The organism is Marinactinospora thermotolerans DSM 45154, from assembly GCF_900167435.1.
GTDB lineage: Bacteria > Actinomycetota > Actinomycetes > Streptosporangiales > Streptosporangiaceae > Marinactinospora > Marinactinospora thermotolerans.
The window spans coordinates 114,753-127,707 of sequence record NZ_FUWS01000011.1; the positions used below are offsets into that span (position 1 = coordinate 114,753).

A 12,955-nucleotide genomic window follows, 5' to 3' on the forward strand; every position below is an offset into this window, starting at 1 on the left:
CCTCGTCATGTCGTCAGTCCTCGGGGTTGATGCGTTTGTTCAGGCGGCGCAGGAAGTCCGGATCGTCGTCAGGACCGAGCGGCTGGGCGCGGCCGGAGGGACGCTGGAAGTCCGAGGGGTCCAGGTCGTCGGCGGAGACCTGGTGCACGGGCCCCTGGGCCACCGTGGGAGCCGCTACCCGGGGACGGCCGAGGAAGAGCCACAGCAGGGGGCCGACGACCATGAAGAGCAGGATGATGGCCAACCACAGCAACTTCGGCAGGTGACGCACTTCCTCGGCAGGGCTGGTGAGCGCGTCGAAGAACGCGTACACCCAGAGCACAATCGAGAGCAGCGTGATAAGGGCACCGAGCCACACCATGTTTCCAGCCTATCCGCTGATATCGGTGTGGTGTTCGGCGTCGGGGCGGCACATTGGACCTGATGGCCGCGGCCGGGTCAGCGTGGGGATTCGCCGTTCTCCCCGTGCAGCAGCGCGCGCACCTCGGATTCCCGGAAGCGGCGATGGCCGCCGGGTGTTCGGATACTGCTGATCCTGCCGGAGGCGGCCCAACGGGTCACCGTTTTCGGATCCACCCTGAAGAGGGAAGCCACCTCTCCGGGGGTCAGCAAGCGTTCGCTTCCTCTTTCCACCTTCACAATCCCCCTTCGGGCCCGCCTGGGATATGGGCGGGCGGTTGATCCCCTAGTGTGCACGAGTTAGTCCGATTCCTCCCTAGTTTTCGTAAAAATGGGAAGGAGGGGACAGGGGACGCCTGAATGTGATCGGAACGTGACCTTCATATTCGGGTGGTTGTCCGGGGCTGTCTCACAGAGGTCCAACGTCCGTTCCCCGGGCCGGGTTCCGCGCTCCGAACAGCTCGAACTCGTCACGGGTGGGTCGGTCGGGTCTCGGGGAGAACCCCCCTTACCCTGTGAAGAGGGCGGATGCCCTCCGGCGTGTCCATGGGACATCGGCCCGTGGAGACGTCCGGATCCGGCCGCCCCGTCCGAAACGTCGTCTCGTCCGTTGTGAGGCAGAACCCATGCGCAGCGTCATCGCCTACACCGCGTCCCGGCTCCTCCTGTTCGCGGTCGCGTTCGGCCTGCTCTACCTGCTCGGCGCCCGCGGGTTCCTGGCGATCGCGCTGGCCTTCCTCCTCAGTGGGCTGGTCAGCTACATCCTGCTCAACGCCCAGCGCGACGCCATGTCGGAGGTCGTCGCCGGCTGGATGACCCGGATGCGCGGGATGGGGGCGCAGCTGGAGGCCGGTGCCGCGAAGGAGGACGAGTTCCAGGTGGCCGGCCGCGAGGCCGCCGACCGGGCCGAGGGCGTCACCCCCGTCGAGGAGAACGCGGCGGCCCCGGCCGCAGGAGCGGCCGGGGGCGAGGAGAGGGACGAGCGCCGGGGCTGACCCGCGCGTCCTAGGCGATCGGGAACATGCCCAGCCGGGCGTGGTACTCGCCGGCGAGCCGGTCGGTGTCGCTGCCGACGTAGAGGCCGTCAGGAGTGGGGGTCAGCGCCTCGACCCCATAACCCCGGGTCCGGCCGGGGTTCCAGGCCAGGGCCTTGCCGCTGACCGGGTCCACCGCGGCGATCCCCGACCGTTCCACCGCGCCGGGACCGGCGTCCTTGTCCCCCTCGGGGTTGTCCATCCAGCGTTGGTGTCCTCCCACGTAGACGGCCGAGCCGGTGACCGCCACGGAGTGGATCGAGTCGCCGCCGGTGTAGTTGACCCAGGTGGGCTCGGCGCCCGCGCGGTCCTCGTTCTCCCAGCGCGCGACCGTCTTGCACAGCCCGGGCTTCTTCTCCGGACCGCCGCGGGTGACGACGGCGAAGTAGGAGCCGTCGGGGGCGAAGTCCATCTGCCGGATGTAGGTGTTGATCTCCTCGTAGTCGCAGGGCTTGGAGTAGGCCTCGGTCGACCACGCGCTCAGCCGGGCCGGACCCGATCCGGTGTCGATCATGGCGATCTGGTACCTGCGCTCCCCGTCCACCACGGTGAACGTGCCCCCGATGACCAGCCTGCGGCCGTCCGGGCTCACCGCGAGCTCCTGCACGCGCAGCCTTCCCGAGCGCGGTTCGCTGAGCGTCAGCGCGAGATGGGGATCGAGCTTCCCGGTGACGCCGTCGAGCCGGGCCAGGCCGGTGCGCGCCTGGCCGTTGACCGCGGTGAAGGAGCCGCCGACGTAGAGCCGTCCGCCGTGCTGGGCCAGGCGGTAGGCCGAGCCCCCCTCCAGCGAGGCGGTGAAGCCGGTGACGCGTTTGCCGTCGGGGACCGACAGCTTGGTGACGCCCTGTTGCGGTTCCCCGTTGACCGTGGTGAAGTCGCCACCGACGAAGACCCCGCCGTCGGGGGAGGGCACCAGGGAGATGACCGTGCCGTTCACCTCGGGCCGGAACTCGGTCAGGAGCTCCCCCGTACCGGGGCGGAAGGCGAACAGCCCGGCGCGCTCGGTCTCGCCGGTGCGGTTGGGCGCCATCACGCGGGTGAAGTCGCCGCCGACGACGATGACGTCACCGACCTGGGCGATCGCCTTCACGCTGCCGTCCAGGACATGCGGGGTCCAGGCCACGGGACGCTCGCTGACGACGGAGTCGTGGGCGAGTCCCGCCAGGGCGGGGGAGGCGTACAGGGCGGTGGAGGTCAGGGCGAGCGCCGACAGCGCTGCGGTCACGAGAGTGCGGTGGCTGTGGGGCACGGGCGTACTCCAGGAGATCGGGCCGTCGCGGGATCACCTCGCGTTACCGACGAGGTTCGAATGGTCACCAAGCGTAGTCGGTGTGGCGTGTGGGTGAGGAGGGCAAACGCGGTGGAGGCGGGGGTTCGCCCGTTCCGGGTTCGACACGTTCTAGGCTGATTCCCATGACCCGTGCCGAACTCGACAAGCAACCCCGTGACGTCGCCGCCATGTTCGATGACATCGCCGGCCGCTACGACCTGATGAACGACGTGCTCTCGCTGGGCCAGGACCGGATCTGGCGGCGCGCCGTCGTCAACGCCGTCGAGGCCTACAGCGGCGAGCTCGTGCTCGACCTCGCGGCCGGTACGGGGACCTCGTCGGAGTCCTTCACCGTCAAGGGCGCCAGGGTCATCGCCTGTGACTTCTCCCTGGGCATGCTCCAGGTGGGTGCACGGCGGCGGGGAGGGGCCTCGCGGCGGGGGGTCACGGTCGTCGCCGGTGACGCGCTGCGGCTGCCCTTCGCCGACGAGACCTTCGACGCCGTCACGATCTCGTTCGGGCTGCGCAACGTCAACGACGTCGACCGGGCGCTGCGAGAGCTGCTGCGGGTCACCAAGGTCGGAGGCCGGATCGTCATCTGCGAGTTCAGCCATATCCCCGTGCGGCCGCTGGACCGGATCTACGGCGCGGGATTGAAGGTGGCGTTGCCGCTCGTCGCGCGCTGTTTCACCGGGAACCCGGGCGCCTACGCCTACCTCTCCGAGTCCATCGCCGACTGGCCGAACCAGCCGGTGCTGGCGCGGCGCATGCAGGCGGCGGGGTGGTCGGACGTCGCCTGGCGCAATCTCACGCTGGGGGCGGTGGCGCTGCATCGGGGACGCCGGCTGGCCTAAGCCGCGTATTCGGGTGTCTCGTCTCCATATTTGAGTACGAAAGTCCCCTCTTGCCGTATAAGGCGACAAAACAGACAGTTGTATTCCCCGTCAACTCCAGTGACAGCGTGAAAGGCCGTCGCGCCCGGAAAGGGCGCGGACAAGATGAATGCCCCCCGGGGGTCGCTCGTGGCTCGGGAAAGGTCTAGACTGCGGGCAAAAGGGTTTGTGAAGCCCTTCACAAGCGTACGAACCTTTTCGAAGTAGCAAGCAGCCACACCAGCGGGTCCCCGCCCCGCCTGCGCAGAGCCGCGCCGACCAGTCAGGACCACTCGTGAGCGAGACAGCACCGACCACACCGTCTGCCGTCAAGGAACGCCCCGAGCACGAGGCCGACGTCATCGTCGTCGGCGCGGGTCCGGCCGGTTCCACCGTCGCCTACTACCTGGCCCAGGCCGGCCTCGACGTTCTGGTCCTGGAGAAGACCGCCTTCCCCCGCGAGAAGGTCTGTGGCGACGGTCTGACCCCCCGCGCGGTCAAGCAGCTCACGGCGATGGGCATCTCCTTCGACGACGAGGGCTGGATCCGCAACCGCGGACTGCGCATCATCGGCGGCGGGGTGCGGCTGGAACTGCCCTGGCCGGAGCTTGCCGAGTACCCCGACTACGGGCTGGTCCGCACCCGCTTCGACTTCGACCAGATCCTCGCCGAGAACGCGGTCAAGGCCGGCGCGCGGCTGCTGGAGCGCACCAACGTCACCGAGCCGATCATCGACGCGCGCAGCAACCGCATCGTGGGCGTGCGCGCGAAGAACGCCGAGGGCGAGCGGGTGACCTACCGGGCCCCGTTGGTCGTCGCCGCCGACGGCAACTCCTCGCGGCTGTCGGTCGCGATGGGCATCCGCAAGCGCGACGACCGTCCGATGGGGGTCGCGGTGCGGACCTACTTCACCAGCCCCCGCCATGACGACGACTACCTGGAGTCCTGGCTGGAGCTGTGGGACTCCAGCGGCGGGCGTGAGGTGCTGCTTCCCGGCTACGGCTGGGTCTTCGGCGTGGGCGACGGCACGAGCAACGTCGGCCTGGGCATCCTCAACTCCACGGCCTCCTTCCAAGACGTCGACTACCGCAAGCTCCTGCGCCGCTGGACGCAGAGCATGCCCGCCGAGTGGGGGTTCACGGAGGAGAACCAGCAGGGGGGCATCCGCGGTGCCGCGCTGCCCATGGGCTTCAACCGCACCCCCCACTACTCCCGCGGCCTGCTCCTCGTGGGCGACGCCGGCGGCATGGTCAACCCGTTCAACGGCGAGGGCATCGCTTATGCCATGGAGGCCGGGCACATCGCCGCCGACGTCATCGTCCAGGCGATGAGCCGCCCCACCCAGCAGGCGCGGGAACGCACCCTCCTCGCCTACCCGCGCACGCTCCGCGACACCTACGGCGGCTACTACACCCTCGGACGCTACTTCGTGAAGATGATCGGCAACCCGGACATCATGAAGTACGCGACCAAGTACGGGCTGCCCCGGCCCCTGCTGATGCGGTTCACGCTGAAGCTGCTGGCCAACCTGACCGAGCCGAGCCAAGGGGACGCGATGGACCGGGTGATCAACGGTCTGTCCAAGATGGCCCCGGCGGCCTGAGCCGGCCCGGACGACCCCGAAGGGCCTGCCTCATGGCAACCGCGACGCAAAGGCCACCACCGCAAGTGAAAGAAATCACATGCGGGAACATCACCATGTCCACGGGCGCGGGAGGCGAATCGACCCCCGCCTTCCGCGCGCCCCGTGACGAGAAGGGGAACGGCTAGCGATGGAGCTGTACGCACCCATCTTCGTGCTCGGCGGGATCGGCGCCGGGTTCGTGGTCCTGTCCATGGTGGTCGGAGCGATCGCCGGGCCCAAACGCTACAACCGGGCCAAGCTCCAGGCCTACGAGTGCGGGATCGACCCGACGCCACAGCCGGTGGGCGGTGGCCGCTTCACGATCAAGTACTACCTGACCGCGATGCTGTTCATCGTCTTCGACATCGAGGTGATCTTCCTCGTGCCCTGGGCGATCCACCTCGACGCGCTCGGCATGTTCGGCCTCGTCGCGATGCTGCTCTTCCTCGTCAACGTCTCGATCGCCTACGCCTACGAGTGGCGCCGCGGCGGTCTCGAATGGGGCTGACGCGGATGCCCCGCCCACCCAAGATCACCGCACGTCCGCCGTGCGGTCATTCCAGCGGAACGGACAACCGGGAAAGGGGGTTCGCGGGATGGGTCTCGAGGAGAAGCTGCCGAGCGGCTTCCTGCTGACGACGGTCGAACAGGTCGTCGGCTTCGTGCGCAAGTCGTCCATGTGGCCGGCGACGTTCGGACTGGCCTGCTGCGCCATCGAGATGATGTCGGCCGGCGGACCACGCTTCGACATCGCGCGGTTCGGCATGGAGAGGTTCTCCGCCACGCCGCGTCAGGCCGATCTGATGATCGTCGCGGGCCGGGTCAGCCAGAAGATGGCCCCCGTGCTCCGGCAGATCTACGACCAGATGGCCGAGCCGAAGTGGGTGATCGCCATGGGCGTCTGCGCCTCCAGCGGTGGCATGTTCAACAACTACGCCATCGTGCAGGGCGTCGATCACATCGTGCCTGTGGACATCTACCTCCCGGGGTGCCCGCCGCGACCGGAGATGTTGCTGGACGCCGTGCTGAAACTGCACGACAAGGTCCAAAACACCAAGCTCGGCGCGCACCGTGAACGTGAGATCGAGGAGATCGAGCAGCGTAAGCTGCGCACTCTTCCTCTGGTTCAGCGGACCGAGGGGGTGACCCCATGAGCCCCCAAGATCACAAAGGACAGACTAACCCCCCGGAAGGGGAGAACGCCCCTATTCGGGCAGGTGAGCAACGTCTCAGTTCCCCGGTGGTCCGCACCGGCATGTTCGGAAGCCGGACATCCGGTGACACATCGGGCTATGGGGGGCTGCGGGTCCGCGGCGCCCCTCCGATGGGCACCGAACCGCCCTACACCGACCCCGACGACCCGCGCACCGAGGGGTACGACGAGATCGTCACCGCCCTGCGGCACGGGCTGGGCGCCGAAGGGGCCGGGTTCGCCGACGCGGTGGAGAGGGTCGTCGTCGACCGGGGGGAGCTGACCCTCCACATCCGCCGCGACCGGCTGCGCGACGTCGCCCGCCGGCTGCGCGACGACCCCGCGCTGCGCTTCGAGCTGTGTCTGGGGGTCTCCGGCGTCCACTACCCCTCCGACGAGGGGCGCGAGCTGCACGCGGTCTACCACTTCCGCTCGATCACCCACAACCGGGAGATCCGGCTGGAGGTCACCTGCCCCGACGCCGACCCGCGTGTTCCCTCGATCGTCGACGTCTACCCCACCAACGACTGGCACGAGCGCGAGGCCTGGGACTTCTTCGGCATCGTCTTCGAGGGGCATCCGGCCCTGACCCGGATCCAGATGCCCGACGACTGGGAGGGGCACCCGCAGCGCAAGGACTACCCCCTGGGCGGGATCCCGGTGGAGTACCGGGGCGCCAAGATCCCCCCGCCGGACGAGCGGAGGTCGTACGCATGACCACCACCGACACCTACGTGGACGCCTCGGGCGGCGACTGGGACCAGGTCGTCTCGGCGGCGCGTGAGGGAGCCGCCGAACGCCTCGTCGTCAACATGGGGCCGCAGCACCCTTCGACGCACGGCGTCTTGAGGCTCATCCTGACCCTGGACGGCGAGACCGTCACCGAGGCCCGGGTCGGCATCGGCTACCTGCACACCGGCATCGAGAAGAACATGGAGTTCCGAACGTGGACGCAGGGCACCACGTTCGTGACCCGCATGGACTACCTCACGCCGATCTTCAACGAGGTGGCCTACTGCCTGGCCGTGGAGAAGCTGCTCGGCATCACCGAGCGGGTTCCCGAGCGCGCCGACGTCATCCGGGTCCTGATGATGGAGCTCAACCGGATGTCCTCGCACTTCGTCGCGATGGCCACGTTCGGCATGGAGCTCGGCGCGACCACGATCATGACCAACGGGTTCCGCGAGCGCGAGATGATCCTCGACATCTTCGAGATGATCACCGGCCTGCGGATGAACCACGCCTACATCCGCCCCGGAGGGGTCGCCCAGGACCTGCCGCCCGGAGCCGTCGGCAAGATCAAGGAACTGCTCACCGAGATGCCCAAGCGCATCCGGGACATGCGCCGGCTGCTCGACGCCAACCCCATCTACCTCAAGCGCACCCGCGACGTCGCCTACCTCGACCTCGCCGGATGCATGGCCCTGGGCGTCACCGGACCCCTGCTGCGCGCCTCGGGGCTGGGCTGGGACCTGCGCAAGGCCAAGCCGTACTGCGGCTATGAGAACTACGAGTTCGACATCCCGGTCTCCGACGGCGGCGACGTCTACGCGCGCTACCGGGTGCGCGTAGCGGAGCTGGAGCAGAGCCTGCGCATCATCGAACAGTGCCTGGACCGGCTCAAGCCGGGCCCGGTGATGATCGAGGACGCCAAGATCGGCTGGCCGGCCCAACTCGCGCTCGGCGCCGACGGCCTGGGCAACTCCCCCGACCACATCGCCCACATCATGGGCGGCTCGATGGAGGCGCTCATCCACCACTTCAAGCTCGTCACCGAGGGCTTCCGGGTGCCGCCGGGCCAGGCCTACGCGGCGGTCGAGAGCGCCAAGGGCGAACTCGGCTGCCACGCGGTCAGCGACGGCGGGCCGCGCCCCTACCGGGTGCACTTCCGCGACCCCTCGTTCACCCACCTCCAGGCGGTGGCGGCGATGTGCGAAGGCGGCACGGTGGCCGACGTCATCGCGGCGGTGGCCAGCATCGACCCTGTGATGGGAGGCGTGGACCGCTGATGAGCGTGTTCAGCGACGAGACGACCCGGGCCCGGCTGGAAGTCGACGCCAAGGAGATCATCGCCCGCTACCCGCGGGAGCGTTCCGCGTTGCTGCCCCTCCTGCACCTGGTGCAGGCCGAGGAGGGGTACGTCAGCGCGGACGGCATCGCCTTCTGCGCCGAGCAGCTCGGCATCACCACCGCCGAGGTGACCGCCGTGGCCACCTTCTACACGATGTACAAGCGCCGTCCGACCGGCGAGTACCACGTCGGCGTGTGCACGAACACGCTGTGCGCGGTGATGGGCGGCGACGAGATCTTCGCGGCCCTCAAGGAACACCTGGGCATCGGCAACGACGAGACCACCGAGGACGGCAAGGTCTCGCTGGAGCACGTCGAGTGCAACGCGGCCTGCGACTTCGCGCCGGTCGTGATGGTCAACTGGGAGTTCTTCGACAACCAGACGCCCGACAGCGCCAAGAGCCTCGTCGACGACCTGCGCCTGGGCCGTGACGTCAAGCCCACCCGGGGACCCGACCGCCTGTGCACCTGGAAGCAGGCGTCCCGGGTGCTCGCCGGATTCTCCGACGGCCTGGCCACCCAGGGGGCGCAGGCCGGCGCGCCGTCGCTGGCCGGCCTCGACGTGGCCCGTCGCAACGGCTGGACAGCGCCCGACCCGGCCCGCCCGGCGGCCGAACGGGCCGACGACGTCGAAGGGGACGCGAAGTGACGACGCTGACGCCGGTCCTCTCCCGCAACTGGGACCGACCCGATTCCTTCACCCTCGCGGCCTACCGCGAGACCGGTGGATACCAGGCCCTGCGCAAGGCGCTGACGATGGAGCCCGACGCCATCGTGGAGCTGGTCAAGTCCTCCGGCCTGCGCGGCCGGGGCGGGGCCGGCTTCCCGACCGGGATGAAGTGGGGGTTCCTGCCCAAGGACAACCCCAACCCGCGCTACCTCGTCGTCAACGCCGACGAGTCCGAACCGGGCACCTGCAAGGACATCCCGCTGCTGCTCGCCAACCCGCACGCGCTCGTCGAGGGCATCGCGATCGCCTCCTACGCGATCCGCAGCAACACCGCCTTCGTCTACGTGCGCGGCGAGGTCCTGCACGTCATCCGGCGGCTGCGGCACGCGGTGGCCGAGGCCTATGAGGCGGGGCTGCTCGGCCGGGACGTCCTCGGCAGCGGGTTCGACCTCGACGTGGTCGTCCACGCGGGCGCGGGCGCCTACATCTGCGGCGAGGAGACCGCGCTGCTCGACTCGCTGGAGGGGTACCGCGGCCAGCCCCGGCTCAAGCCGCCCTTCCCCGCCGTGGCCGGCCTGTACGCCTCGCCCACGGTCGTCAACAACGTCGAGTCGATCGCCAGCGTGCCGAGCATCGTGGCCAACGGCGCCGAGTGGTTCACCTCGATGGGCACCGAGAAGTCGGCCGGTTTCGGCTTCTTCTCCCTGTCGGGGCACGTCACCCGGCCCGGCCAGTACGAGGCGCCGCTCGGGGTGACGCTGCGCGAGCTGCTGGACATGGCCGGCGGGATCCGCGCCGGCCACGAGCTGAAGTTCTGGACCCCCGGCGGGTCCTCCACCCCGATCTTCACGGCGGACCACCTGGACACGCCGCTGGACTTCGAATCGGTGGGCGCCGCGGGGTCGATGCTGGGCACCCGCGCGTTGCAGATCTTCGACGAGACGACGTGCGTCGTGCGCGCGGTCGGCAGGTGGATCTCCTTCTACGCCCACGAGTCGTGCGGGAAGTGCACGCCGTGCCGCGAGGGCAACTACTGGATGGTGCAGGTCCTGGAGCGGCTGGAGGACGGCCGGGGCACCGAGGCCGACCTCGACCGGCTGCTGGACATCTGCGACAACCTCCTCGGCCGCTCCTTCTGCGCGCTGGGGGACGGCGCGACCAGCCCCGTGACGTCGTCCATCAAGTACTTCCGCCAGGAGTACCTCGACCACCTGGAACACGGTGGCTGCCCGTTCGACCACGCCAAGTCGACGGTGTGGGGAGGAGGCCGGTGAGACCCGACCGGACCACGACCGACACCCACCGGACACGACGGGAACGCGAGGAGGAACGGTGACCGTCACCACGAACACGACTTCGGGCGGGACGCCCGCAGTCCCCCCGGAGGACCTCGTCACCGTCACCATCGACGGCTTCGAGATCCAGGTGCCCAAGGGCACCCTGATCATCCGCGCGGCCGAGCTGCTGGGCATCCAGATCCCCCGGTTCTGCGACCACCCGCTGCTCGACCCGGTCGGCGCGTGCCGCCAGTGCCTGGTCGAGATCCCCGACGCGGGCAACGGGCGGGGAATGCCCAAACCGCAGGCGTCGTGCACGACCACCGTCATGCCGGGCATGGTCGTCAAGACGCAGCTCACCTCGCCGGTGGCCGAGAAGGCCCAGCGCGGGATCATGGAATTCCTGCTGATCAACCACCCGCTGGACTGCCCGGTCTGCGACAAGGGCGGTGAGTGCCCCCTGCAGAACCAGGCCATGTCCACCGGCCAGGGCGAGACCCGCTTCACCGAGACCAAGCGGACCTTCCCCAAGCCGATCCCGCTGTCCAGCCAGGTGCTGCTGGACCGGGAGCGCTGCATCCAGTGCGCCCGTTGCACCCGGTTCTCCGCCCAGATCGCCGGCGACCCGTTCATCGAGCTGCTGGAACGCGGCGCCAAGGAACAGGTCGGGATCGCCGAGGGGCAGCCGTTCCAGTCCTACTTCTCCGGCAACACGGTGCAGATCTGCCCGGTCGGCGCGCTGACCGGCGCGGCCTACCGCTTCCGTTCGCGCCCCTTCGACCTGGTCTCCACGCCCAGCGTGTGCGAGCACTGCGCCTCGGGCTGCGGGCTGCGCACCGACCACCGCCGGGGCAAGGTCACCCGGCGGCTCGCCGGTGACGAGCCGCAGGTCAACGAGGAGTGGAACTGCGACAAGGGACGCTGGGCGTTCACCTACGCCACGCGCCCCGACCGGTTGACCCGGCCGTTGGTGCGCGACGAGGACAGCCGCGCGCTGGAGGTCGCCTCGTGGCCCGAGGCGCTGAGCGTCGCGGCCCGGGGACTGGCCCGCGCCGCGGCCACGGGACGGGTCGGCGTCCTCGTCGGCGGGCGGCTCACGCTGGAGGACGCCTACGCCTACAGCAAGTTCGCCCGTGTCGCGTTGCACACCAACGACATCGACCTGCGGGCCCGGGCGCACAGCGCCGAGGAGGCCGACTTCCTCGCCGCGCGGGTCGCGGGCACGGGGATCGGGGTCTCCTACGCGGATCTGGAGAAGGCGCCCGCCGTCCTGCTCGCCGGCTTCGAACCCGAGGATGAGTCGCCGATCGTGTTCCTGCGGCTGCGCAAGGCCGTCCGCAAGAACCGGCTGCGCGTCTACTCCGTCGCCTCCCACGCCGACCGGGGGCTGGCCAAGCTCGACGGCAGGCTCCTGCCGGCCCGGCCGGGGGAGGAGGCCCGCGCCCTGGACGAACTGGGGACGGTCTGCGCCGAGGCGATCGAGGCGCTGCGCGAACCCGGGGCGGTCATCCTCGTCGGCGAGCGGCTGGCCGAGTCGCCGGGGGCGCTGTCCTCGGCCGCGCGGCTGGCCGACCGTACCGGCGCCCGGCTCGCCTGGATCCCGCGGCGGGCCGGCGAGCGCGGCGCGATCGAGGCCGGCGCGCTCCCCAACCTGCTGCCGGTGGGACGGCCGGTCTCCGACGCGACGGCCCGCGCCGAGGTGGCCCGGGTGTGGTCGGTCGGCGACCTGCCCGCCCTCGAGGGCCGTGACACCGCGGGCATCATCGCCGCGGCGGCGGCCGGCGAACTCGACGCGCTGCTCATCGCGGGCGTCGACCCCGACGACCTGCCCGACCCCGACGGCGTCCGCGCCGCGCTGGGCCGGGTCCCGTTCATCGTCAGCCTGGAGCTGCGGGTCAGCGACGTCACCGACCGCGCCGACGTGGTGCTGCCCGTGGCGGCGGTCGCCGAGAAGTCCGGGACCTTCGTCAACTGGGAAGGCCGCGGCCGTCCGTTCGGCGCGGCGCTGAAGGTCCCCGGCGCGCTCTCGGACCTGCGCGTGCTCTCGGCGATCGCCGACGAGATGGACGTCCACCTCGGACTGCCCGACGCCACGGCCGCCCGGCGCGAGCTGGACCGCCTGGGGGCCTGGGCCGGCGACCGCGTCCCCGACCCGGTCACCCGGCCCGCGGCGCAGGCCGCGCCCGAGGCGGGACAGGCCGTGCTGGCCACCTGGAGCCGTCTCCTCGGGGCCGGCCGGATGGAGGACGGGGAGCCCCACCTCGCCGGTACCGCGCGTCCCTCGATCGCGCGGCTGTCCGCGGCCACCGCGGCCGAGATCGGACTGGCCGACGGAGGCCGGCTCCGGGTCACCGGCCCCGGTGGCTCGGTGAGCGTCCCCGCCGTGGTGACCGAGATGCCGGACCGTGTCGTGTGGTTGCCGGCCACCGCCCGCGACTGCGCCGCGCGCCGCGAGCTCGGCGCGGGCAACGGCACGGTCGTGTCGCTGGCCGTGGACGACACCGCGCCCGCCGGCGCGGTGACGAGTGCTGGGAGCCGACTGTGACG

13 protein-coding genes are annotated in these 12,955 nt (G+C 70.2%); 10 read left to right on the top strand and 3 right to left on the bottom strand.

Annotation, left to right across the window (positions count from 1 at the left end; all coding sequences use genetic code 11):
• Window positions 1-13: 13 nt before the first annotated feature.
• Window positions 14-361, bottom strand: a complete 348-nt coding sequence (locus B5D66_RS19240; protein WP_078763181.1) for a PLD nuclease N-terminal domain-containing protein — start codon at window positions 359-361, stop codon at window positions 14-16.
• Between the two features lie 77 nt (window positions 362-438).
• Complete coding sequence (locus B5D66_RS19245; protein WP_078763182.1) at window positions 439-639, bottom strand: BldC family transcriptional regulator; 201 nt, start codon at window positions 637-639, stop codon at window positions 439-441.
• A gap of 386 nt (window positions 640-1,025) precedes the next feature.
• On the opposite strand from B5D66_RS19245, the gene B5D66_RS19250 reads away from it, so the two are divergent.
• A complete protein-coding gene (locus B5D66_RS19250; RefSeq protein WP_078763183.1) occupies window positions 1,026-1,394 on the top strand; it encodes a DUF4229 domain-containing protein in 369 nt (122 codons plus the stop codon).
• A 10-nt stretch (window positions 1,395-1,404) separates the two neighbouring features.
• Here the strand turns inward: B5D66_RS19250 and B5D66_RS19255 are convergent, their stop codons facing one another.
• Complete coding sequence (locus B5D66_RS19255; RefSeq protein WP_144390218.1) at window positions 1,405-2,658, bottom strand: delta-60 repeat domain-containing protein; 1,254 nt, start codon at window positions 2,656-2,658, stop codon at window positions 1,405-1,407.
• A gap of 188 nt (window positions 2,659-2,846) precedes the next feature.
• On the opposite strand from B5D66_RS19255, the gene B5D66_RS19260 reads away from it, so the two are divergent.
• The 9 genes from B5D66_RS19260 (at window position 2,847) to B5D66_RS19300 (ending at window position 12,953) form a co-directional block, all read left to right on the top strand.
• Complete coding sequence (locus B5D66_RS19260; RefSeq protein ID WP_078763185.1) at window positions 2,847-3,557, top strand: demethylmenaquinone methyltransferase; 711 nt, start codon at window positions 2,847-2,849, stop codon at window positions 3,555-3,557.
• Between the two features lie 313 nt (window positions 3,558-3,870).
• The gene (locus B5D66_RS19265; RefSeq protein ID WP_078763186.1) at window positions 3,871-5,178 is read left to right on the top strand and encodes a geranylgeranyl reductase family protein; all 1,308 of its coding nucleotides are present in this window, start codon (window positions 3,871-3,873) and stop codon (window positions 5,176-5,178) included.
• A 169-nt stretch (window positions 5,179-5,347) separates the two neighbouring features.
• A complete protein-coding gene (locus B5D66_RS19270) occupies window positions 5,348-5,707 on the top strand; it encodes an NADH-quinone oxidoreductase subunit A (protein ID WP_078763187.1) in 360 nt (119 codons plus the stop codon).
• 88 nt (window positions 5,708-5,795) lie between these two features.
• The gene (locus B5D66_RS19275; protein ID WP_078763188.1) at window positions 5,796-6,353 is read left to right on the top strand and encodes a NuoB/complex I 20 kDa subunit family protein; all 558 of its coding nucleotides are present in this window, start codon (window positions 5,796-5,798) and stop codon (window positions 6,351-6,353) included.
• A complete protein-coding gene (locus B5D66_RS19280; protein ID WP_078763189.1) occupies window positions 6,350-7,108 on the top strand; it encodes an NADH-quinone oxidoreductase subunit C in 759 nt (252 codons plus the stop codon). The genes B5D66_RS19275 and B5D66_RS19280 overlap by 4 nt, the downstream gene beginning before the upstream one ends.
• Window positions 7,105-8,400, top strand: a complete 1,296-nt coding sequence (locus B5D66_RS19285) for an NADH-quinone oxidoreductase subunit D (protein ID WP_078763190.1) — start codon at window positions 7,105-7,107, stop codon at window positions 8,398-8,400. Before B5D66_RS19280 ends, B5D66_RS19285 begins: the two co-directional genes overlap by 4 nt.
• The gene (nuoE, locus tag B5D66_RS19290) at window positions 8,400-9,110 is read left to right on the top strand and encodes an NADH-quinone oxidoreductase subunit NuoE (protein WP_078763191.1); all 711 of its coding nucleotides are present in this window, start codon (window positions 8,400-8,402) and stop codon (window positions 9,108-9,110) included. The genes B5D66_RS19285 and nuoE overlap by 1 nt, the downstream gene beginning before the upstream one ends.
• Window positions 9,107-10,405: an NADH-quinone oxidoreductase subunit NuoF gene (gene nuoF / locus B5D66_RS19295; RefSeq protein ID WP_078763192.1), complete on the top strand. Its 1,299-nt coding sequence runs from the start codon at window positions 9,107-9,109 to the stop codon at window positions 10,403-10,405. The genes nuoE and nuoF overlap by 4 nt, the downstream gene beginning before the upstream one ends.
• A gap of 58 nt (window positions 10,406-10,463) precedes the next feature.
• A complete protein-coding gene (locus tag B5D66_RS19300) occupies window positions 10,464-12,953 on the top strand; it encodes an NADH-quinone oxidoreductase subunit G (RefSeq protein ID WP_078763193.1) in 2,490 nt (829 codons plus the stop codon).
• The last annotated feature ends 2 nt before the right edge of the window (window positions 12,954-12,955 follow it).